Below are 20328 nucleotides of genomic sequence, written 5' to 3'. Positions count from 1 at the left end.
GGGCGTAAATGAACGAAGGGTGAACCCCTGTGGACGGTGCGGTGAGGTAACGGAACGCTTACGTCGAGGACACGGGTGGATACCGGGCGGGAACGGGACACTCATCCGGCCGGACGCAGCGCGGCGAGCAGGGCGTCCACCAGATCGGCGTCCCCGGGCGCGGTGAGGCGGGCGCGGGCCGCCTCCGGGGGGAGCCACAGGATGCGGTCGACCTCGTCGGTCGGGGCGAACGCGCCGGAGACGGCCTCGGCCGCCCAGTAGCGGACCCGCTTGGGGCGGCCGTTCGCCAGGTAGCGCGCCGAGGGGAGCTCGGCGGCCGGCGCGGCGGTGTGGCCCGTCTCCTCGGCGACCTCGCGCAACGCGCCGGCCAGCGGGTCCTCGCCGCGCTTGAGCTTGCCCTTGGGCCAGGACCAGTCGTCGTATTTCGGCCGGTGGACGAGGCAGAGCTGGAGCTCCCCGGTCACCGGGGAGCGGCGCCACAGGACGCAGCCGGCGGCCTGGACGGTGAGGGTGCGGTGCTTGGCGGAGCCGGAGCCGGAGCCGGAGCTGAGTCCGGGTCCGGGGCCGGTTCCGGGTTCCGGGGAACTCACCGGGGGCCTCCCTACGACGTGCCGACGACGTCCCTCTGCCAGGATCGCTGGAACGCGTACCGCGCCGCCTCCACCTCGTGGCGCTGGTCGGCGTGGAGCACGCCCAGCGCGTACGCCGTGGCCGGGGCGATCCGCGGGGTGCGCGCCGCCTGCGCCGCGGCCGCCGCGGCCTCGGAGGCGTCGCGGTGCCGGTCGAGCGCCTCGCCGGCGGCGAGCAGGTGCACGTCGACGGGCGGTTCCCCGCCGGCGCCGGCGTGCAGGACCTCGCGGGCGTAGCGGTGCAGGCGCAGCAGCAGGCGGACCTGGTGCCAGGGGGCGTCCTGCGGGTGCGGGGCGGGGTCCGGGGACAGCCCGTGGACCAGCGCCTCCGCGTTGTACGGGCTGCCCGCGGTGAGCAGGGGCAGCGCGGCGACGGCGTCGGCGAGGCGCTCGTGCGTGGCCGTCGCCATGGGGCCGAGGTCCGCACCGGCCGCGGCCGGCGCCAGCGGGACCTCGCTGGCGAGCACGGCGACCTTGTCGGCGACCGCGTGGAACCGGGAGGACCCGAGGGCCTGGAGGGCGGTGGAGTGCGCCCGGGTGCGGGCGAGCGTCAGCTGCCGGTCGAGCAGGGCACCGGCCTTGGCGGCGCCCACGGTGAGGTTGCCGCGGTCGACGGTCGTGGCCACGGCCGTCGACCCGCCGGCGGTGCGGGGTGCGCCCACCGCACCACCGCCCCGGCCCGTCGTCGCACGGGCCGCTTCCGTCACCGTCGCGGTGGCCGCGGCACGGCCGGCACCCCCCGCCGCGCCGGTGCCGGACGGCCGGCCGGCGGGGGCGGCCGTGCTCTCCGCGACCGGTGCGCCGTCGGCCGCGCCGGTCGTTCCGCCCGTCGTCCGCGTGACGCGGCCGGTGGCGCCCGGCGCCGTGACCGCCGTCGGGTCGACCACGGCGGCCGGGACGGCCGCCGGGCTCGCGGCCCGGTCGGCCCCGCCCCTCGCCGTGCCGGCCGCACCTGCTCGTCTCGTGCCGGGCGTGTCCGCCTGTGCCGTGTCGGGCGTCAGGGCCGTCGGCGTCGTGCCGCCGTCCGTTCCCCGGCCCGGGAAGGCCGTGGCGGCGCCCGACAGGCGGTGCAGGGCGAGCAGCAGCCGCTCCAGGCGGGACGCGTACGCGTGTTCCAGGGCCAGCGTGCCGGAGACCCAGGCCAGTTCGGGGCGCATCGTCTCCGCCCAGTCGGGGTCCAGCACCGGCTGGAAGGTGTGGAGGCTGGCGCTGATGCGGCGGGCCGCGCGGCGCAGCGCCCGGGCCGCTTCGACGGAGCCCTCCGAACCGGCCGCGCCCGCACCGGTCTCCCGGTGGAGGCGCAGCGCGCGGAGGAACTCGGTCGCCTGGGCCCGCAGGTAGCCGGCCAGGGCGTCCGCCGGTACCGGACCGGCCGTCGGGTCGGTCGGGTCAAGGTGTCGCTGTGCCACGCCGGCGCCTCCGGGCGTCTATGAGCATCTCCTGGACGTTGCGCAGGGGCTGGCCGTCCGCGTCCGTCGCGTGCCGGGTCCACTCGCCGTCCGGGCCGAGGTGCCAGGACGCGGTGGTGTCGGACATGCCGGTCTCCAACAGCCGGTTGAGAGCCGCCCGGTGGGCCGGGTCGGTGACCCGGACCAGCGCCTCTATCCGGCGGTCGAGGTTGCGGTGCATCATGTCCGCGCTGCCGATCCACACCTCGGGCTCGCCGCCGTTGCCGAAGGCGAAGACGCGCGAGTGCTCGAGGAAGCGGCCGAGGACGGACCGGACCCGGACGTTCTCCGACAGGCCCGCCACGCCCGGCCGGATCGCGCAGATGCCGCGCACCCAGATGTCGACCGGGACTCCCGCCTGCGACGCCCGGTAGCAGGCGTCGATGACGGCCTCGTCGACCATCGAGTTGACCTTGATCCGGACGTAGGCGGGACGCCCGGCGCGGTGGTGCTGGGCCTCCTTGTCGATCCGCGAGACCAGGCCGTCCCGCAGGGACTTGGGGGCGACCAGGAGCCGGCGGTAGGTCTCGCGGCGGGAATAGCCGGAGAGGCGGTTGAACAGGTCGGAGAGGTCCGCGCCGACCTGCTGGTCGGCGGTGAGCAGACCCAGGTCCTCGTAGAGGCGGGCCGTCTTCGGGTGGTAGTTGCCGGTGCCGACGTGGCTGTAGCGCCGCAGCGTCTCGCCCTCCTGACGGACCACCAGGGACAGCTTGCAGTGGGTCTTCAGGCCGACCAGGCCGTAGACGACGTGGCAGCCCGCCTCCTCCAGCTTGCGCGCCCACTTGATGTTGGCGTGCTCGTCGAAGCGGGCCTTGATCTCCACCAGGACGAGGACCTGCTTGCCGGACTCGGCGGCGTCGATGAGCGCGTCCACGATCGGGGAGTCGCCCGACGTCCGGTACAGCGTCTGCTTGATGGCGAGGACGTCCGGGTCGGCGGCGGCCTGCTCCAGGAACGCCTGCACCGAGGTCGAGAACGAGTCGTACGGGTGGTGCAGGAGCACGTCCCGGCTGCGCAGCGCGGCGAAGATGTCGGGGGCCGAGGCCGATTCGACCTCCGCCAGGTCGCGGTGGGTGCCGGCGATGAACGCGGGGTACTTCAGCTCGGGCCGGTCCAGGCGGTGGATGCGGAACAGGCCGGTGAGGTCGAGCGGGCCGGGCAGCGGGTACACCTCGGCCTCGCTGATCTTCAGCTCGCGCACCAGGAGGTCCAGCACCTCGCGGTCGATGGACTCCTCCACCTCCAGCCGCACCGGCGGCCCGAAGCGGCGCCGCATGAGCTCCTTCTCCAGCGCCTGGAGCAGGTTCTCGGCGTCGTCCTCCTCGACCTCGAGGTCCTCGTTGCGGGTGAGCCGGAAGGCGTGGTGCTCCAGCACCTCCATGCCCGGGAACAGCTCCTCCAGGTGGGCGGCGATGACGTCCTCGAGGGGGACGTAGCGGCCCGGGGAGCTCTCCAGGAAGCGGGACAGCAGCGGCGGCACCTTGACCCGCGCGAAGTGCTTGTGGCCGGTGACCGGGTTGCGCACGACGACGGCCAGGTTCAGCGACAGGCCCGATATGTACGGGAAGGGGTGCGCCGGGTCGACGGCGAGGGGCGTGAGGACCGGGAAGATCTGGTGCCGGAAGAGGGTGAACAGGCGGGCCTGCTCCTTCTCCGTCAGCTCGTTCCAGCGGACCAGGTGGATGCCCTCCTCCGCGAGGGCCGGGGCGACGTCCTCGTGGTAGCAGGCGGCGTGCCGGGCCATCAGCTCGCGGGAGCGGGCCCAGATCATCTCCAGCACCTCGCGCGGCTGGAGGCCGGAGGCGGAGCGGGTGGCGACGCCGGTGGCGATGCGGCGCTTCAGGCCGGCCACCCGGACCATGAAGAACTCGTCCAGGTTGCTGGCGAAGATCGCCAGGAAGTTCGCCCGCTCCAGCAGCGGGGTGTCGGGGTCCTCGGCGAGCTCGAGGACCCGCTCGTTGAACGCGAGCCAGCTGCGCTCCCGGTCGAGGAAGCGGCCCTGCGGCAGCCGGGGGCGACCGTCCTCCAGGGACTCCTCGTAACCGTCGAGGTCCGCGTCGAGGTCGGGGTCCAGGTCGGAGACCACTCCCGCCACGGCGTGCGGGCGGTGGGCGGCTAGGGAGCCCACGGAGGGCTGCGCGTGCTGTACCTGCGGTACCGGTGCCTGGGCATTCTGCTGGCTCATGGACCCATTCTTCCGCGCCTGCAGCGTCACGGGCGCGTCGGAGAACGCGGGTGGGAGCGGTGGTGGCCCTGAGGCGTTCCCGTTCTCCCCGTTCCCCCGTCGGGGTGGCGAAGGCTCTGGCGCGGCGGGATGCATTGGCCGAGCGTCGCAAGCCTGTCTGAATCGGCGGTTACGGAGACATGACGTCCCGGATAGCGGGCGGCGGCCCGCGGGAGGCGCGGCCGTACGTCCCTCCCCGGGGAGGGACGTACGAACGCTTCGTGGAAGGGGAGTACGGACGCGCCGTTCAGGCCGTGCGGCGGCGCAGCACCGCGAAGGCGGCGGCCGTGGCGAGGGCGGCGACGGCGAGGACGATGCCGGTCTCGACGAGGTGCAGGGGCCAGAAGTGGGACGCGGGGTGGTACGTCGCGCGGTGACCGGTGCCGGTGCGGCCCCACTCGAGCCGCCAGACGTCGTACGGCAGCTCGAACGGCTTCGGCGAGGTCCGGGTCTCGGCCGGCCACAGCCGGGCGCGGTGACGCTCCAGGACGGCGTTGAGCAGCCACATCGCGGCGACGGAGACGGCGAGGGCGGGCAGCGCGCGGCGCAGGAGGAGCGCGGTGAGCGCACCGACCGCGAGGGCGCACAGGGCGTACGCCACCGTCGCCGGGCCGCGGGCCACGAAGACGTCGGCGAAGGCCCAGTTGTCGCCCATGAGGTCCCGGTTCGCCGCCCAGCCCCAGCGGAACACCAGGACCAGGGCGGTGCCGCCGGCGGTGAGGACCAGCGCGGGCACGGCCAGCTTGGCCGCCAGCCAGCGGGCCGGGGTGACGCCCTGGGTCCAGGCCAGCCTCGCGGTGCCCGACTCCAGCTCGCGTCCGATCAGCGAGCCGCCGGTGAAGGCGGCGACGGCGAGGAAGCTGTAGCAGGTCAGGGCGCCGACGTATCCGGTCGGTTCGCTGTAGTCGAGGAACTCGATGACGTCGATGCAGCCCCACGAGGTGGACGAGCAGCGGGCCTGAGCCGCGCGCACCGCGTCCACGGTGACCTCGTTCAGCCACACCAGCCAGCCGGTCAGGCCCGCGACGAACGCGCCCCAGACGATCAGCGCCGTGCGGTGCAGCCGCAGCACCGTCCGGGGCAGCCGCACGGGTGCGGTGGTGCTCACGCCGGGCCGCCCTTCCCGGCCGGTCCGGCGGTGCGCAGGCGCAGCACGCGGAAGGCCGTGAGGGCCAGCAGGGCGGCGACGACGAGCAGCACGGCGGAGGCCGTCAGCTGGAGCGGCCAGTAGTGCGCGACCGGGTGGACGTCGCGGTAGAAGCCGGTGGCGCCCAGGTCGGCCAGCTCCGTGCGGCAGCCCGGGATCATGCCGCTGCTGCACGGGGCGGACAGGCGGTCGCCGCCGGAGGTGAGGACGCCCTCGCCGACGGCGATGCCGGCGCCCGAGGGGCCGTTGCGCAGGCTGCTGACCACGGTGACCGTGGGCCACAGGTGCGGGAGGGCCGTGTGGACGGTCGCCCACAGCCCGCCGAGGACGACCGCGGCGGTGGTGAGCGCGGCGAGGGAGCGGCGCAGCAGCAGCCCCTCCAGCGCGCCCAGGCAGAGCCCGGCCAGGGCGAGGGCCACGGGGACGGTTCCGTTGGCGTAGAAGGTGGCGGCGTCGTCCCAGGGCTTGGCGGTGTCGATGCGCCCTTCGCCCGCCGTCCAGGCCAGGCGGTGCAGCCAGACCAGCAGACCGGTCGAGGCGGCGACCAGCACCGCCGGGAGGGCGAGCCGCCCGGCCAGCCAGCGGGCCGGGGTGACGCCCTGGGTCCAGGCCAGCCTCGCGGTGCCGGACTCCAGCTCGCGTCCGGTCAGCGAGCCGCCCGCCCACGCGGCGACCAGGAACGGCGCGACCAGTACGGCGGACGTCGTGTAGGTGTAGACGTCCTTGTAGCGGACGATCGCGTCCTGGTCGTAGGAGCAGCGCTCGGAGAAGGCGCAGGCGTTGTAGTCCTTCCAGGCCGCCGCCGAGGCGTCGGTCAGCGGCCCGCCGAGCCACAGCAGCGCCGCGCCCGCCACCAGGACGAACGCCGTCCAGGCGAGCACGGCCGGGCGGTGCAGCCGCAGCAGCCAGCGCAGCTGGCGGGGAGCACGGGCGGGGCGGTCGGGGCGGGCGGTGGTGGTCACCGGGCCGGCCGGTGCGGTCGGGGCGGTGGTCACGCGGCGGCCTCCGTGGTGTCGTGCGCCGGGGTCGGGGCGAGGGCGGGGGCCTCGGGGTTGCGCAGGTGGGACAGGACGAGCTCCTCCAACGAGGGCGCGGCGGTGCGCCAGTCGCCGGGCAGCGGGCCGGCCGGGCGGACCAGCGCGCTGAGCTGGCGGCCGGTGGTGCGGGACTCGACGACCTCGTGCGGGGCGAGGTCCGTCTCCGCCGGGGCGGAGACGCGCGCGTGGGCGGCCAGCAGGTCGTCGATCTCGCCCGCGAGGCGGATCCGGCCGCCGCCGATCAGCAGCAGGTGGTCGCAGGAGTCCTCCAGTTCGGCGACGACGTGCGAGGACATCACGATCGTCGTGCCGTGCCCGGCGGCCTGCCCCATCAGCACGCCCATCAGCTCGTGCCGGGCCAGCGGGTCGAGGTCGGCCATCGGCTCGTCCAGGAGCAGCAGTTCCGGCCGCTTGCCCAGGGCGAGGGCGAGCGCCACCCGGGTGCGCTGGCCGCCGGAGAGCGACCGGATCCGCTTGCCCGGGTCCAGGTCGCCGCCGGCCACGACGCGCCCGGCGGTGTCCGCGTCCCAGCGGCCGGGGTTGAGGTCGGCGCCCATGCGCAGCGTCTCGGCGACGGTGAGCTGCGGGTACAGCGGCTTGTCCTGGTCGACGAAGCCGACGCGGGGACGGGCCGACGCCGGGTCGGTGCCGAGGACGGCGACCGACCCCTCGGTGGCGGCCAGCAGCCCGGCGGCCAGGGCGAGCAGCGTGGACTTGCCCGCGCCGTTGGGGCCGACGACGGCGCAGACGCGGCCGGCGGGCAGCCGGAAGGAGCAGTCGCGCAGCGCCCACGCCCCGCGTCGGCCGAAGCGCTTGCCGAGCGCGGTCGCCTCGATGGCCGGGTCGGTCATGACGGGTCTCCCTGAGGGTGTGCCTGGTGTGGCTGATGTGACTGTGGTGCCTGGAAGTGCTTCTCGAGTACGTCGGTGAAGAGCGCGGCCACGTCCTCCCGCTCCAGTCCGGACTCCCGGGCCCGGGCCGCCCAGTCCTCCAGCTCCGCGCGCAGCGGGGAGTCGGCGGGGGCGGCGCCCAGGGAACGCCGGACGAAGGTGCCGAGGCCGCGCCGGGCCTCCACCAGGCCCTCGCGCTCCAGCTCGCGGTAGGCCTTCAGCACGGTGTTCGGGTTGACGGCGGTGGCCTCGACGACCTCGCGGGCGGTGGGCAGCTTGTCGCCGGGCACCAGCACGCCCAGGCGCAGGGCCTGTTTGGTCTGCTGCACGATCTGGACGTAGGTGGCCACGCCGCTGTGCCGGTCGATGCGGTAGTCGACCACTCGACAACCACCCTTTCACTAATTGAGTAGTGAAAGGGTGGTGGAAGGGGTCCGGAAAGTCAACCGGGACCGTGCGGACCGATCGGCCGGGCTCGTCCGGCGAGGGGCGTGAGCGGAACGAGAAGCGGCGGGGAGCTGCTGCGCGCCGACGCGGGGACCGTCGACGAGGTCGTCCGGGAGACGTTCCTCGCGGTGGGGCGCGGCACCGCCCGCCACCGTGAGGACGCCGGGGCACGGCCGGCGCGGACGCCGCCGCGAGGTGCGGCGCGTGCCGGACGGGGCGGCCCCGGCGAGCTGCGCGGCAAGCGGATCCGCAGGCTGTCCGGCGGCATGCGGCAGCGGGTCGCCCTGGCCGCCGCGCTCGCCGGCGGCCCCGGTTTCCTCGTCCTCGACGAGCCCGCCGTCGGCCTGGGCGCCGAACAGCGCGGGGTTTTCCGGGAGTTGGTCGCACAGGCCGGTGAGGGCCGCACGGTGCTGCCGTCCGTGCACCGGACGGAGGACGTGGCGGTGCTCTGCCACCGGGCCGTGGTCACGGCCGGCGGCGCCGCCCGCCGAGGACACCGGAGCACGCGGTGGCGGTGCTGCTGCTCGCCCCCGCGGGGGCCCGGCCCCCGGTGGGCGGCGTCACCCGGAGGCGGCGGTGGTCCGCGTCTTGGCGCTCGCCGGCGCCACGGTGACGGTCCGTCTGACGGACGGGCCGCGTCCGGGCCCGGCCGTCGCGGCCGCCCTGCTGCCCGTGGCCGTCCTCGCGCACCGGCTCGCACCGGAGGACCGGGCCCCGTTCGTGGCGCCGGACGACGAGAGGTGGGCGGCGGCCCACGGCCGGTGGGCGGTCCCGCTGTGCGCGGGGTCGGCGGTGGGGGCGGTCCGCGTGGCGGAACCGCCGGGCGGAGCGGGTCGGGTCAGGTCTCCGTCCGGTACATCAGGTCCGTCTCGTGCGTGACGAACCCGAGCCGCTCGTAGACGGACACCGCCGCCTTGTTGTCGGCGTCGACGTAGAGCATCGCCGTCGGCAGCCCCTTGTCCGCCAGGTGCCGCAGCCCGATCGTCGTGAGGGACTTGCCGAGGCCGCCGCCCTGGGCGTCGGGGCTCACCCCGAGGACGTACACCTCGCCGAGGCCCTCCGCCTCGTGCACCTTGGTCCAGTGGAAGCCGACGATCCGGCCCTCCCGTTCGGCGAGGAAGAAGCCCTCGGGGTCGAACCACGGCTCGGCCTCGCGGGCGTCGAGGTCGCGCTGGGTGAGGGAGCCCTGCTCGGGGTGGTGGGCGAAGGCGGCGGCGTTCACCGCGAGCCAGGCCGCGTCGTCCCGCCCCGGCACGAACGTCCGCACGGTCACGCCCTCCGGCAGCACCGGGTCGGGCAGGTCGAACCCCACCAACGGCCGCCGCATCTGCCGCAGTTCCCGGAACAGCGTGAGCCCGAGCACCTGGGCGAGGTGCCGGGCGGCGGAGTGCCCGCCGTGCGCCCACACCCGCAGCCGCTTCCCGGAGGCGGCGAGCAACGCGGCGCCGAGCGCCCGCCCGTGTCCGTGCCCGCGGTGCGAGGGGTGGACGACCAGCTCGGCGGCTGGCGGCTCCACCGGGTCGGTGTCCTCCAGCTGGGCGTACCCGACGAGCACGTCGTCCTCACCGTCCTCGCCGTTGACGAAGAGCAGCAGGTGCGAGACCCCCTCCCGCTCCCCGCCGCGCAGCTGCAACCGCCCCTGCTCGGACACCGCCTGCTGTCCGTCGGTCCGGGCGGCCTGAGCGAGCAGGGCGAGGACCGCCTCGGTCTGCTCGGGGGAGAGCGCGGCGTAGGTCTGGAGCGAGCGGGGCCGTCCGGGCCGTGCGATGTCGTCGCTGGTCATGCGTACGAGGGTAAGCGGAGGGGACGGGCGGGAGCAGGAGGGCGGGCGCGGACGGGCGCCGCACGACGGCGACGACGGTGACGGCGGCGGCGGCGAGGACGGCGGCGGCGAAAGATAAACCAGGCTGTAACCCTGAGAGCCCTGTCGCGCTACGCGCGTTGACTCTAGGCTGCGCCGGTACCCACTCAGACACACAGGGGGGCGCATGCCAGCCACATCCCCGGCGCACCAGCAGCGACAGCGCCGCAGACGCCGTACGAACCGTCTCCTCGCCACCGCCGCCGGCGTCCTCACCGCCGGTGCACTGGCCGCCGCCGCCCTGCCCGGGTCGGCGAGCGCGGGCGAGAGCAAGTCGCGCGGGCACGGCCACCACCCCGGCCGCTACCAGGACGTGCAGCTGCTGTCCTTCAACGACCTGCACGGCAACCTCGAGCCCCCGTCGGGCTCTTCCGGCCGGGTCACCGAACTCCAGCCGGACGGCACGACGAAGACCGTCGACGCGGGCGGCGTGGAGTACCTCGCCACCCACCTGCGCGAGGCCCGCGAGGGCAACCGCTACTCCATCACCGCCGCCGGCGGCGACATGGTCGGCGCGTCCCCCCTCATCTCCGGCCTCTTCCACGACGAACCCACCATCGAGGCGCTGAACAAGCTCGACCTGGACGTCACCTCGGTCGGCAACCACGAGTTCGACGAGGGCGCCGAGGAGCTCCGCCGCCTGCAGAACGGCGGCTGCCACCCCACCGAGGGCTGTTACACCGACGAGGAGTTCGAGGGCGCCGACTTCCCGTACCTGGCGGCGAACGTCCTGGACGAGAAGACGAAGAAGCCCCTCCTCAAGCCGTACTGGGTGTGGAAGAAGAAGGGCGTCAAGATCGGCTTCATCGGCGTGACGCTCGAGGGCACCCCGGACATCGTCTCGGCGGAGGGCGTCAAGGGCCTGTCCTTCGAGGACGAGGTCGAGACGATCGACAAGTACGCCAAGGTGCTCCAGCGCCAGGGCGTGAAGTCCATCGTCGCGCTCATCCACGAGGGCGGCTTCCCGGCGTCCTCCTCCTACAACTACGACTGCGACTCCCCGGGCGCGGGCGACGGCATCTCCGGCCCGATCGCGGACATCGCCGAGAACGTCACCCCGCAGGTGGACGCGCTGGTCACCGGCCACACCCACGCGGCGTACGCCTGCACGATCCCCGACCCGGCGGGCAAGCCCCGCACGGTCACCTCGGCCGCGTCCTTCGGCCGCCTCTACACGGACACCACGCTGACCTACGACCGCGCCACGGGTGACATCGCCCGTACGGCCGTGGAGTCCGCGAACCACGTGGTCACCCGGGACGTCCCCAGGGCGCCCGACATGACCGCGCTGATCGACAGGTGGAACACCCTCGCCGCCCCCATCGGCAACCGCCCGATCGGCTACATCTCCGGCGACATCCCCAAGGACGGCACCGAGTCCCCGCTCGGCGACCTGATCGCCGACGCGCAGCTGGCGCACGGCAGGGCCCTGGACCCGGAGACCGACCTGGCCCTGATGAACCCCGGCGGCATCCGCGCCTCCCTGACCTACGCGGCCGGCGGCACCGAGGGCGACGGTGTGGTGACCTTCGCCGAGGGCTTCACGGTCCAGCCCTTCGCCAACACGGTCAACCTCCAGGACTTCACGGGCGCGCAGCTGGTCCAGGCCCTCAAGGAGCAGGTGAGCGGACCGAACGAGGCGGCCCCGAAGATCCTCCAGGTCTCCTCCGGCCTGACCTACACCCTGGACCTGACGAAGAAGGGCGCGGACCGCGTCGTCACGGACTCCATCAGGCTGAACGGCGAGCCGATCGACGAGTCCGCCACCTACCGCGTCGCCACGAACAGCTTCCTCGCGGGCGGCGGCGACGGCTTCCCGACGCTGGGCCAGGGCACGAACGACCTGGTCGGCCTGGACGACCTGGCGGCCCTGGAGCAGTACCTGACGGCCAACTCGACGCCCACGTCCCCGATCGCCCCGCCGAAGGCGGACCGCATCACGATCCTGGACTGACACCCCGGGCACCCGGCGGGGCCGGTACGCGGTACTTCACCACCGCGTACCGGCCCCGCCGCGTTTCACGCCCCGGGCCACACGACCGCCTGCGCGACGATCACCCGCTCCCCGTCGAACGTGACCGACGGCCCCTCGTGCAGCCGGTACCCCATCTCCAGGGCCTCGCTCACCCGGCGGCAGAACGCGGCGTCGTCGGGACCGGTCAGGACGCGGTAGACGGGCAGCCCGTCCGGTGGTGGTGTCGTCATGACGTCCAGCGTGTCACAGGGGTTCCGCGGCGCGTCCGCCGGAGGAACGGGGGCGGCCGACGTCAAGAAGAGGCAGGAGGCGTACCCCCTTCGGGCGGCGCGATCGGGTGAGTCCGTGCGGGTGTCTGCGGCGTGACTGTGGTGCCTCTATGGCAGAGCACACCACCATCCAGGTGTCCCGGCAGACCCGCGACCGCCTCGCCCAGGTCGCGAAGGAGCGGGGCATGACCCTCGGGCAGCTGGTCGAGCAGCCGGCGATGCGGCAGCTCACCGCCGGCCGGATCGCGGAACGCGTGGCCGCCACGGGCGCGGTGCTGCGTGAGCGGACGGGGCGCACACTGACCGACGAGGAGTTCGATCAGGGGCCGGACGTTCTGGCCCACATCTACGCGATGGCCGCTGAGGGGACGCACGCACAGCGAGGCCGGGCCGCGTGATCGTTCTCGGCACCAGCGCTGTCGTCGCCCTCGCACGGGGGCACCGCGCCCTGCACCACCTCGTCGACAACGTGGCACACACGCCCGGTGACTGGCTGCACGTCCCAGCGCTGTGCCTGATGTGTGCCGAGTCGAAGGAGAAGGGCATCGCGGGCGATGTGCTCGCACTGCCGGGCGTCATGGTCGACGCGCTTCACCGGACGGCGGCGGCAGCGGTCGGCAGTATGCACAGAGAGGGCTGGGGCGGCCCCGACACCTGTCACGTCCTCTGCATCGCCACCCCGCACATGGAGACCGGGGGCATGCCGATCATCCTGACCGGCCGGAAGGACGACCACCCGCCCGGTGTCCTCACGGTCGGCATCGACTCTCCCGGGATGCTCGGCTTCCACCGAGCCCTTCGTCACTCCTCGCGCGGCCTGATGCGCTGCCCCCGGCTGACCGCGACACGGAGGACGTCCTCCAGGCACTCCACGGCCCGCACGAGCGCGAACCGCACCGCCCGTTCGCCGGCCTTCCCGTCCGCGAGCACGGCCCTGGCCCCGCCCAGGACCTCCTCCCCGGACCGCAGTTGGGCCGCCTCCACGTCGTCGGCGATCCGTGACACCAGGCTGCGGTCGCTGTCGGTGCTGAGGTAGCAGGGCTTTCCCTCGGGGGTGGTCCAGGGCAGGAGACGGAGACACATGGCGGTGATGCTCCCTGTGACGAGCGGTCGTTACGGAACGTGCCACGATCATCACTCACCGCACGTACCCTGCGGAAGGGGGCCTCCGTTGACCCCGTTACCGGACAACCGAGGAGGGGCGACATGGCCGTACCGGTGGACGGACAGCGGGAGTCGGGACGTGCCGTACTCGGGCGGACCCTGAAGTTCCTCCGGGACAAGGAGGGCAGGTCACTCGGTCAACTGGCCGAGGAGACCGGGTACGACAAGAGCTACCTGAGCCGCCTGGAGTCGGGCCAACGCCTCTCCAAGGTGACGGTGATGGAGGACCTGGACAGCTACTACGGGTCCGACGGCCTGCTGGTCAGCCTGTGGAAGATCGCGCGGTACGACGCGTTCAAGGACAAGTACAAGGAGTTCATGCGGCTGGAGGCGACGGCGCGCGTCATGCGGAAGTACGCGCCGGAGGTACCGGGCCTGTTGCAGACCGAGGAGTTCGCCAGGGAGATGTTGTCCGGTCCCCTGGCAACGGGCCAGGACACGGAAGCCGTCGAGGAGCAGGTCGCGGCCCGACTGGGGCGGCAGCTCCTGCTCGGCAAGGACCCGGCGCCCAGTGTCCGCTTCATCATCGACGAGCTCGCTTTCCGCCGACCCTCGGCCCGCGCGGAAACCTGGAGGGGGCAACTGGCCCACATCGAAGCCGTCGCACAGTGGCCGAACATCGTGGTCCAGGTACTGCCGTTCTCCGCCGGGCTCCACCCCCTCATGGCGAAGGGGTCCCTGACGCTGCTCTGGCAGGCGGACGGAAGTGCGGTGGCCTACACGGAAGGTGACAGCAGCGGTCTGCTGACCGACGATCCGGAGGACGTCCTGCGCCACCGCTTGTCCTACGATCGGCTCCGGGATCTGGCGCTGTCCCCGCCGGACTCCTTGGTGTTCATCAGAGACGCACTGAAGGAGCACAGTTCATGAAGCCGGTCCCCGATCTGACCACCGCCTCCTGGCGCAAGTCCAGCTACAGCGACGGGGGAGACAACAACTGCCTCGAAGTCGCCGACGGCCACCCCGCCCTCGTCCCGGTCCGCGACAGCAAGGCCCCGGACGGCCCGGTGCTCGTCTTCGGCGCGGCCGCGTGGACGTCGTTCGTGACGGGAACCAAGAAGCGACCGCACTGATCCGCCTCCCGGCCGGGCCGGACGGGGACTGCGCGGGCGCCCACTCGGCCTCCGGCCAGTCGTACGCGTCGAAACCGTCCGGCACCTCACCACAGGGCGCGTAGGTGCTCACGGCGAAGGTCCCCGTGGGCCGGTCCCCATCCGCGTCCACCACGTCACCGGTCCGGGGATGCTCGAACCGGAAGCCCAGGTCGGAGACGTTCTCGAGGGTCAGCTCCCAGCCGTCCCGTTCCAGGCGGAGCCGGGTGGGCTCCTGGGCCAGGCGCGCGGCGGCCTCCGGCACGCCCGTCACCCGCCGTTCCGGCCCGAAGCTGCGCACGTCACGGAGGCTCCTGTCGATGTGGGCGAGGGAACTCAGTCCGCGGTAGTGGCAAGGTCCCGTCCGCACCCGGGAGTTCACGCGGGGAGCTCCGGGCAGGGCCGCCTCGTCGTACACCCGCTGTGCCTGCGTCCTCAGCCGTACGGCGACCCGGTCGGGGTCGGCCGCAGGGTACGGCGTGCCGTTCCACAGACGATGGCCGACCACGCCCACGCCCGCGCCCACGAGGAGCAGCCCACCGGCACACCACAGAACCACCCGAGCGGAGCGCCTCCGCGGAACAGAACTCATGGTCCGGAGCGCAGGAAGCCGACACCGCGCCCCGCGTGGGCGCGACTACTCAACCGGGGTGAGCACCACATCGCCGCGTCGGCCGGTGAGGGTGCGGGCGGTGATGCCGGTCGCACCCGCTCAGCCGGCCGAGGTGTTCCGTGTCGCCTCGTGTGCTTCGGCGAGGGCCCGCTGCCTGAGGCTGCCGCCGAACAACTGGATCGTGGTGGCGGCCAGGACGTCATCCCTGCCGATGGTCCGCCCGTCCCCCCTGCGGGTGGACAGGGACCGGAGGGAATCCTCGAGGAGCGGGGGCGGGGCCGGTTCGCCCGGCGTCACCAGGGTGACCGCACCGAAACGTCTGACCCCGCCCTCGCGGACGACCATGGCCGCGTCCCGGGCGAGGTCCGTCAGGAACACGCTCGCGATTCCGTCCAGGTCGCGGACCATCGCCGGGACGGCCGTCGCCCCCCGGCTCCGCAGCAGCTTCTTGACCCCGGCCTCGAACCTGTGGGCGCCGACCACCGCACTCGGTCTGCGCGACCCGCTGCGCCCGCGAGGAGGCACGACGACACCCCCGGCGTCGTACAGGACACCGGTCAGGCCTCGAAACGTCGGGCTGTGGTCGTACCACCGGGTCCCCACCTCGAGCTCGACGTTCCGGTCGATCGCCGAGAGAAGGTCCCCGGGAACCAGCTTCTTCCGGGCCTCCTCCGCCGCCGCTCTCCTCGCGCCGTCGATGATCTCCGTCAGCACGGTCCGCGTCACCGACGCGGCGGCCCACGCGGCCGACCGGGAGACGTGCATCGGGGTCACGTCCCTGAACACCGCTTTGACGAGAGAAGGCCTGAACGGCGAGGCACCCACGACCGAGGCGGTGCCGGGACCGCTGCGCTCAGGGCGTACGGGCTGTGTGGTCATCGGAGGAAACACTCCCTGCCGTCGGAGTTGTCGGAGACCCTCACTTCACCACGCAGGCCCGCTCCCTTCCCCATCCCCCGTCGAAGCGGCACCCGGTCGAGGGCCTGCCGCGGGGGCCGGCCGGTGGGCTGTGGCCGGCGGAGGGCGGGGTCAGGACGCCGTGGGCGTCCAGCCGGCCAGCCAGTCCGCGACCTCCTGGTCGGCCGCCTGGGCGTCCGTCAGGTGCGGGCGGTCGCCGCTCGCGGAACCCGCGCCGGGACCGGTGTTCCGGTACTCCGCGAAGCGGTCGCCCTTCCAGGAGAAGCCGCTCATGTCGGTCCAGGGCGTGGTGCGGATCGCGGCGCTGAGGGTGGTGTTGCGGACCGTGGTCTGCGGGTCGAGGGAGGTGTCGCCGCCGGCGTGCCAGGGGCGGCCCAGGTAGAAGGTGCGGTCGGAGACGTCGCCGTTCACCGCCGAGTTGGCGATCAGGATGCCCTTGCGGCCCGCGGCCGTGCTCGGGGCCGTGACGTAGCCGGCGGAGGCGCCGTCCCAGCGCTTCCTCAGGGTGATGACCGAGCGGTCGATCACCGCCGTCGCCCGGCCGAAGACGAAGTCGACGTTGCCGGTGACGTAGGAGTTGGTCATGTAGACCCGGCCGAGCCTGTCCTTGGCGGCCGTGTCCAGGAGCAGGGTGTCCTGGTCGCCCTCGACGATGACGCCGTCCAGGAACACCTTGTCGGCGGCCGTGCGGAGGGCGACCGCCTGGTGGCCCGGGAGGGACTGGTGGGCGCGCTCGTCGAAGTCGTTGGCGATGGTGAGGTTGCGGGCCTGGAAGTCGTCGGCCTCGACGGCGACGGTGGCGCTGCCGGAGGTGCCGTACGTGCCCGAGCCGTCCGGCTTCCGGGTGCCCGCCGCGTTGTCGAAGACGATCACCGTGTCCCTGCGGCTGCCGCCGGTTCCCTGGAGGGTGACGTGCGGCTTGTCCGACGGGACCCTGACCGTCTCGCGGTACGTGCCCGGCTTGACGGAGATGACGACGCGGGAGGGGTTGTTCGCGGGGACGGCGTCCACCGCGGCCTGGACCGTCCGGTACCGGCCGGTGCCGTCCCGGGCGACGGTCAGCGTCGTGGCCGCCTTGGTGGGGGCCGTCGTCGTGCCGATGGACTCCCGCGGTCCCGCCTGCGCCCTGAGCAGGGCCGGTACGTCCGCCGCCCGGTCGAGCGTGTAGGCGTAGTGCGCCTTCGGGTCGAAGGCCGTGCCGCCGCTCTCGTTGCGGCCCGACGTGCCGGAGAAGACGTTGCCGCGCTGGACGACGCTCGCCGTGGCGTCCTTGATGACGGGGTTCCGCATGCCCTGGAAGTAGCTGTTCTCCAGGACCATCCTCGTCCTGCCGCGCGCGTAGTTGCCGTAGGAGGAGGCGGTGTCCGTGCCCGCGACGTCCTCCAGGAAGTTGTTGTAGAGGTGCGCGTGGGCGGCGTTGTCGGTGGACGGGTTGCGCTGCTCGGTGTCGCGGAACCAGTTGTGGTGGATCGTGATGTCCGTCGTGACGTTCTCGGTCCAGCCGATGCCGAAGGTCTTGTTGTTGTCGCTCAGCCTGTTCCAGGAGACGGTCACGTACGTGCTGTCCTCGCGGACGTCGATCAGGCCGTCGGCCGTGTGCCGCAGGTCGTTGTGGTCGATCCAGACGTGGTGGGCGCCGTCCATCTGGACCGCGTCGAAGTCGTGCTCCTTGTCGTTCCGGACGCCCTGGTGGGAGTCCCGGATCGTCAGGTTGCGGAGGATCACGTTGTGGACGCCCCGACCGAGGAAGAAGCCGCCGCCGACGATGTGCCCGGACGTCCCCCGGCCGACGATCGTCTTGTCGGAGGCGACCTTGATCTCCTTGCCGACCGGGTTCATGGCGATCGTCCCCGCCACGACGATGACGTACGGCTCGGCGGCCGTGGCGTACTTCTCCAGCTCGGCCTGGGTGCGGACGGTGACGGTCTCGCCGTCCCGGCCGCCGTACGTGCCGTTCTGGCCGAGGGCGTCCACCGAGGCGAAGCCGTCGGCGGTGGCGGTCGCCCAGGCCGGGGCGGCGGTCGCGGCGGACGCCCGCTGGGCGCCGGAGCCGAGGACGCCGAGGCCGGTTCCGTACGCCAGCGTCCCGGCGGCGGCCACCGCCAGCGGGACGCCGGCCGCCAGGACCTTCCTGCCCCGGCGGTGCCGGGCCTTGCTGCGGTGCTCACTCATGCGGCGATCCGTTCCGTGTGGGGGAGGGGACGCCGATCGGTCGCCGCCCGGCGCGGAAAGGTTGCCGCCCCCGCCGCGGAACCCGCTACGGCGCCTCGGGCGGGGGCGTCGGTGCGCCCGGCAGGCGGACCGTGGCCGTCGTGCCGCCGCCCTCCGCCGGGGTCAGGGTCACCTCGCCGCCCGCCTGCTGGACCGTGCGGGCCACGATGGACAGGCCGAGGCCGGAGCCGGGGAGGGCGCGGGCGCTCGGGGAGCGCCAGAAGCGGTCGAAGACGTGGGGGAGTTCGTCGGCGGGGATGCCGGGGCCGTGGTCGCGGACGGTGAGCACGCCGTCGGTGAGGCGTACGTCGATCGTGCCGCCCGCCGGGCTGAACTTCACCGCGTTGTCCAGGACGTTGACCACGGCCCGCTCCAGCGCGGACGGCTCCGCCCGGACGTACCACGGGTGCACGTCCGCCGTGATGGTCAGCTCCGGGCCGCGCAGCCGGGCGCGGCGCAGGGCCGCCTCGACGACGTCCTGCCAGGCGACGATCCGCGTCCGGCCGGAGTGCTGGTCGGTGTCCGGGCGGGACAGTTCCTGCAGGTCGCCGATGAGGGCGGCCAGTTCGGTCATCTGCGCCTTCACCGAGGCGAGCAGGGCCCTGCGGTCCTCGGCCGGGATCGGGCGGCCGGTCTCCTCGCTGCGGGTGAGCAGCTCGATGTTGGTGCGCAGGGAGGTGAGCGGGGTGCGCAGCTCGTGGCCGGCGTCCGCGATGAGCTGCTGCTGCAGGTCGCGGGAGCTGGCCAGGGCGGAGGTCATGGAGTTGAAGGAGCGGGAGAGCCGGGCGACCTCGTCCTCGGCGTCGTCCTCGACGGGGATGCGGACGTCCAGGTCCTCCGTGCGGGCCACGTGCTCGACCGCCTCGGTGAGCCGGTCGACGGGACGCAGGCCCGCGCGGGCCACCGCGAGGCCGGCGGCGGCGGCGCCCAGGACACCGATGCCGGAGACCAGGAGCAGGATCAGGGCGAGGTCGTTGAGCGTCGAGCGGGTGCTGTCGAGGGGGACGGCGGCGACGTAGGCGTAGTCGTTGGCCACGCCCCGGCCCAGGAGCGTCTCGACGGTGACCGCGGTGGTCAGCACGCGCACCGGGGCGCCGTCGCCGTCGACGCCGTTGCGGAACCGCGCGGAGTCGGGGTCCGGGTCCTTCGCCACGGCCTTGTCGCCGCCGGTGACCTTGACCGAGGCCGAGGCGAACGGCAGCAGGCACACGGTGCCGTCCGTGCGCACCACCTGGCCGTAACTCCCGCTCTGCGGGCCGATGTCGTCCGATTCCGGGGGCGACGCGCCACACGTGTCGACGACGCGTTCGAACTGGTTCTGCTTCAGCGTGATGACCGACGCCCGGAGGTCGTCGTCGAGCTCCGCGTACAGCTTCCCCTGCACGATGAACCAGCAGGTGACGGACACCGCCGCCACCGCGAACGCCACCGCCGCCGCCACCAGCAGCGACAGCCGCGCCCGGATCGGGAGGGCGCGGAAGCGGCGCATCGGCTTCCTCACTCCGCCGTCCTCATTCCGCTGCCTTCACTCCGCCGGTCCTCGTTCCGCCGTCCTCACTCCGCGCCGCCCTGCCGCAGCACGTAGCCCACGCCCCGCACCGTGTGCACCAGGCGCGGCTCGCCGCCCGCCTCGGTCTTGCGGCGCAGGTACATCACGTACACGTCCAGGGAGTTCGACGAGGGCTCGAAGTCGAAGCCCCACACCGCCTTCAGGATCTGCTCCCGCGTGAGCACCTGGCGCGGGTGCGCCATGAACATCTCCAGCAGGGTGAACTCCGTACGGGTCAGCTCCACCGGGCGCCCGCCCCGCACGACCTCCCGCGTGGCCAGGTTCATGCTCAGGTCGCCGAAGGCGAGGACGTCGTCCGACTCGGCGGAGGCGGCCACGGCCGCCGCGTACGAGCTGCGGCGCAGCAGCGCGCGGATACGGGCGAACAGCTCGTCCAGCTCGAACGGCTTCACCAGGTAGTCGTCCGCCCCGGCGTCCAGCCCCGTCACCCGGTCGCCGACCGTGTCCCGCGCCGTCAGCATCAGGATGGGGGTCGTGTCGCCGGTGGCGCGGATGCGGCGGGCGGCGGTGAGGCCGTCCATGCGGGGCATCTGGATGTCGAGGACGACCAGGTCGGGCCGGTGGGCCGCCGCCTTCTCCAGGGCGTCCGCGCCGTCCACGGCGACCTCGGTGTCGTACCCCTCGAAGGCCAGGCTGCGCTGGAGCGCTTCGCGCACCGCCGGCTCGTCGTCGACGATCAGGATGCGCTGGGGGTCACGGTCGCCTTCTGCGGGGAGGGGGCTCATGGGCTCGGGGTTCCTCCGTCTGCGGGGGTCTGCGAGGTGCTCGGCCGGGGGCTCGGGTCTTCAGCCTCGCACGATTCCCGGTGGGCGCGGAAAGGAACGATCACCGGGG

The 20328-nt window shown here is 73.5% G+C and carries 19 protein-coding genes; 5 read left to right on the top strand and 14 right to left on the bottom strand.

All coding sequences use genetic code 11. The features are described from left to right. Positions 1-101: 101 nt before the first annotated feature. The 7 genes from FHS37_RS22355 to FHS37_RS22325 all read right to left on the bottom strand — a co-directional run bounded on the left by FHS37_RS22355 (position 102) and on the right by FHS37_RS22325 (position 7758). Positions 102-590: an NUDIX hydrolase gene (locus FHS37_RS22355; protein ID WP_184824019.1), complete on the bottom strand. Its 489-nt coding sequence runs from the start codon at positions 588-590 to the stop codon at positions 102-104. Between the two features lie 11 nt (positions 591-601). Beyond that, complete coding sequence (locus FHS37_RS22350) at positions 602-2038, bottom strand: CHAD domain-containing protein (protein ID WP_184824018.1); 1437 nt, start codon at positions 2036-2038, stop codon at positions 602-604. Next, a complete protein-coding gene (locus FHS37_RS22345; RefSeq protein ID WP_184824015.1) occupies positions 2019-4397 on the bottom strand; it encodes an RNA degradosome polyphosphate kinase in 2379 nt (792 codons plus the stop codon). Before FHS37_RS22345 ends, FHS37_RS22350 begins: the two co-directional genes overlap by 20 nt. A gap of 151 nt (positions 4398-4548) precedes the next feature. Then, positions 4549-5409 (bottom strand): ABC-2 membrane transporter-related protein, encoded by an 861-nt coding sequence (locus FHS37_RS22340; RefSeq protein ID WP_184824013.1) that lies wholly within the window; start codon positions 5407-5409, stop codon positions 4549-4551. Next, entirely contained in the window at positions 5406-6443 is a 1038-nt protein-coding gene (locus tag FHS37_RS22335; RefSeq protein WP_373304285.1) for an ABC-2 membrane transporter-related protein, read from the bottom strand. Before FHS37_RS22335 ends, FHS37_RS22340 begins: the two co-directional genes overlap by 4 nt. Beyond that, positions 6440-7336, bottom strand: a complete 897-nt coding sequence (locus FHS37_RS22330; RefSeq protein WP_184824011.1) for an ABC transporter ATP-binding protein — start codon at positions 7334-7336, stop codon at positions 6440-6442. The genes FHS37_RS22335 and FHS37_RS22330 overlap by 4 nt, the downstream gene beginning before the upstream one ends. After that, the gene (locus tag FHS37_RS22325) at positions 7333-7758 is read right to left on the bottom strand and encodes a GntR family transcriptional regulator (RefSeq protein WP_184824009.1); all 426 of its coding nucleotides are present in this window, start codon (positions 7756-7758) and stop codon (positions 7333-7335) included. Before FHS37_RS22325 ends, FHS37_RS22330 begins: the two co-directional genes overlap by 4 nt. Before the next feature lie 330 nt (positions 7759-8088). On the opposite strand from FHS37_RS22325, the gene FHS37_RS41135 reads away from it, so the two are divergent. Continuing rightward, positions 8089-8721 (top strand): P-loop NTPase family protein, encoded by a 633-nt coding sequence (locus FHS37_RS41135; protein ID WP_375372317.1) that lies wholly within the window; start codon positions 8089-8091, stop codon positions 8719-8721. On the opposite strand, the gene mshD is transcribed toward FHS37_RS41135, so the two are convergent. Beyond that, positions 8661-9605: a mycothiol synthase gene (gene mshD, locus FHS37_RS22315; protein ID WP_184824008.1), complete on the bottom strand. Its 945-nt coding sequence runs from the start codon at positions 9603-9605 to the stop codon at positions 8661-8663. The genes FHS37_RS41135 and mshD overlap by 61 nt on opposite strands. 205 nt (positions 9606-9810) lie before the next feature. Between mshD and FHS37_RS22310 the strand changes: the two genes are divergently transcribed. After that, the gene (locus tag FHS37_RS22310; RefSeq protein ID WP_184824006.1) at positions 9811-11637 is read left to right on the top strand and encodes a bifunctional metallophosphatase/5'-nucleotidase; all 1827 of its coding nucleotides are present in this window, start codon (positions 9811-9813) and stop codon (positions 11635-11637) included. 65 nt (positions 11638-11702) lie between these two features. Here FHS37_RS22310 and FHS37_RS22305 read toward each other — a convergent pair whose 3' ends face one another. Continuing rightward, complete coding sequence (locus FHS37_RS22305; RefSeq protein WP_184824004.1) at positions 11703-11888, bottom strand: DUF1737 domain-containing protein; 186 nt, start codon at positions 11886-11888, stop codon at positions 11703-11705. A gap of 149 nt (positions 11889-12037) precedes the next feature. Here FHS37_RS22305 and FHS37_RS22300 point away from each other — a divergent pair, with 149 nt between their 5' ends. Beyond that, a complete protein-coding gene (locus FHS37_RS22300) occupies positions 12038-12325 on the top strand; it encodes a hypothetical protein (RefSeq protein ID WP_184824003.1) in 288 nt (95 codons plus the stop codon). A gap of 403 nt (positions 12326-12728) precedes the next feature. On the opposite strand, the gene FHS37_RS39760 is transcribed toward FHS37_RS22300, so the two are convergent. Continuing rightward, complete coding sequence (locus FHS37_RS39760; protein WP_229890045.1) at positions 12729-13010, bottom strand: hypothetical protein; 282 nt, start codon at positions 13008-13010, stop codon at positions 12729-12731. A 123-nt stretch (positions 13011-13133) separates the two neighbouring features. On the opposite strand from FHS37_RS39760, the gene FHS37_RS22290 reads away from it, so the two are divergent. Together FHS37_RS22290 and FHS37_RS22285 are read left to right on the top strand one after the other, a co-directional pair. Further along, on the top strand, positions 13134-13961 hold the full coding sequence (locus FHS37_RS22290; protein WP_184824001.1) for a helix-turn-helix domain-containing protein: 828 nt from the start codon (positions 13134-13136) through the stop codon (positions 13959-13961). After that, positions 13958-14164 (top strand): DUF397 domain-containing protein, encoded by a 207-nt coding sequence (locus tag FHS37_RS22285; protein ID WP_184823999.1) that lies wholly within the window; start codon positions 13958-13960, stop codon positions 14162-14164. Before FHS37_RS22290 ends, FHS37_RS22285 begins: the two co-directional genes overlap by 4 nt. A gap of 730 nt (positions 14165-14894) precedes the next feature. Here FHS37_RS22285 and FHS37_RS22280 read toward each other — a convergent pair. The 4 genes from FHS37_RS22280 to FHS37_RS22265 form a co-directional block, all read right to left on the bottom strand. Further along, positions 14895-15674: a hypothetical protein gene (locus tag FHS37_RS22280; protein WP_184823997.1), complete on the bottom strand. Its 780-nt coding sequence runs from the start codon at positions 15672-15674 to the stop codon at positions 14895-14897. Positions 15675-15824: 150 nt separating this feature from the next. Beyond that, entirely contained in the window at positions 15825-17885 is a 2061-nt protein-coding gene (locus FHS37_RS22275) for a pectinesterase family protein (RefSeq protein WP_184823995.1), read from the bottom strand. Between the two features lie 85 nt (positions 17886-17970). Next, positions 17971-19425 (bottom strand): sensor histidine kinase, encoded by a 1455-nt coding sequence (locus tag FHS37_RS22270; protein ID WP_184823993.1) that lies wholly within the window; start codon positions 19423-19425, stop codon positions 17971-17973. Between the two features lie 53 nt (positions 19426-19478). Next, on the bottom strand, positions 19479-20219 hold the full coding sequence (locus FHS37_RS22265) for a response regulator transcription factor (protein ID WP_184823991.1): 741 nt from the start codon (positions 20217-20219) through the stop codon (positions 19479-19481). Between the last annotated feature and the right edge of the window lie 109 nt (positions 20220-20328).

This window comes from Streptomyces griseomycini, from assembly GCF_014203535.1.
Lineage (GTDB): Bacteria > Actinomycetota > Actinomycetes > Streptomycetales > Streptomycetaceae > Streptomyces > Streptomyces griseomycini.
This window is presented reverse-complemented; position numbering and strand designations above follow the sequence as displayed.

Bases quoted from the DNA above. Each gene is read 5' to 3' on its own strand.
- FHS37_RS22345 (WP_184824015.1), bottom strand. From the start codon at position 4,397: ATGCATCCCGCCGCGCCAGAGCCTTCGCCACCCCGACGGGGGAACGGG.
- FHS37_RS22330 (WP_184824011.1), bottom strand. From the start codon at position 7,336: ATGACCGACCCGGCCATCGAGGCGACCGCGCTCGGCAAGCGCTTCGGC.
- FHS37_RS41135 (WP_375372317.1), top strand. From the start codon at position 8,089: ATGCGGCAGCGGGTCGCCCTGGCCGCCGCGCTCGCCGGCGGCCCCGGT.
- mshD (WP_184824008.1), bottom strand. From the start codon at position 9,605: ATGACCAGCGACGACATCGCACGGCCCGGACGGCCCCGCTCGCTCCAG.
- FHS37_RS22310 (WP_184824006.1), top strand. From the start codon at position 9,811: ATGCCAGCCACATCCCCGGCGCACCAGCAGCGACAGCGCCGCAGACGC.
- FHS37_RS22305 (WP_184824004.1), bottom strand. From the start codon at position 11,888: ATGACGACACCACCACCGGACGGGCTGCCCGTCTACCGCGTCCTGACC.
- FHS37_RS22300 (WP_184824003.1), top strand. From the start codon at position 12,038: ATGGCAGAGCACACCACCATCCAGGTGTCCCGGCAGACCCGCGACCGC.
- FHS37_RS39760 (WP_229890045.1), bottom strand. From the start codon at position 13,010: ATGTGTCTCCGTCTCCTGCCCTGGACCACCCCCGAGGGAAAGCCCTGC.
- FHS37_RS22290 (WP_184824001.1), top strand. From the start codon at position 13,134: ATGGCCGTACCGGTGGACGGACAGCGGGAGTCGGGACGTGCCGTACTC.
- FHS37_RS22285 (WP_184823999.1), top strand. From the start codon at position 13,958: ATGAAGCCGGTCCCCGATCTGACCACCGCCTCCTGGCGCAAGTCCAGC.
- FHS37_RS22280 (WP_184823997.1), bottom strand. From the start codon at position 15,674: ATGACCACACAGCCCGTACGCCCTGAGCGCAGCGGTCCCGGCACCGCC.
- FHS37_RS22275 (WP_184823995.1), bottom strand. From the start codon at position 17,885: ATGAGTGAGCACCGCAGCAAGGCCCGGCACCGCCGGGGCAGGAAGGTC.
- FHS37_RS22265 (WP_184823991.1), bottom strand. From the start codon at position 20,219: ATGAGCCCCCTCCCCGCAGAAGGCGACCGTGACCCCCAGCGCATCCTG.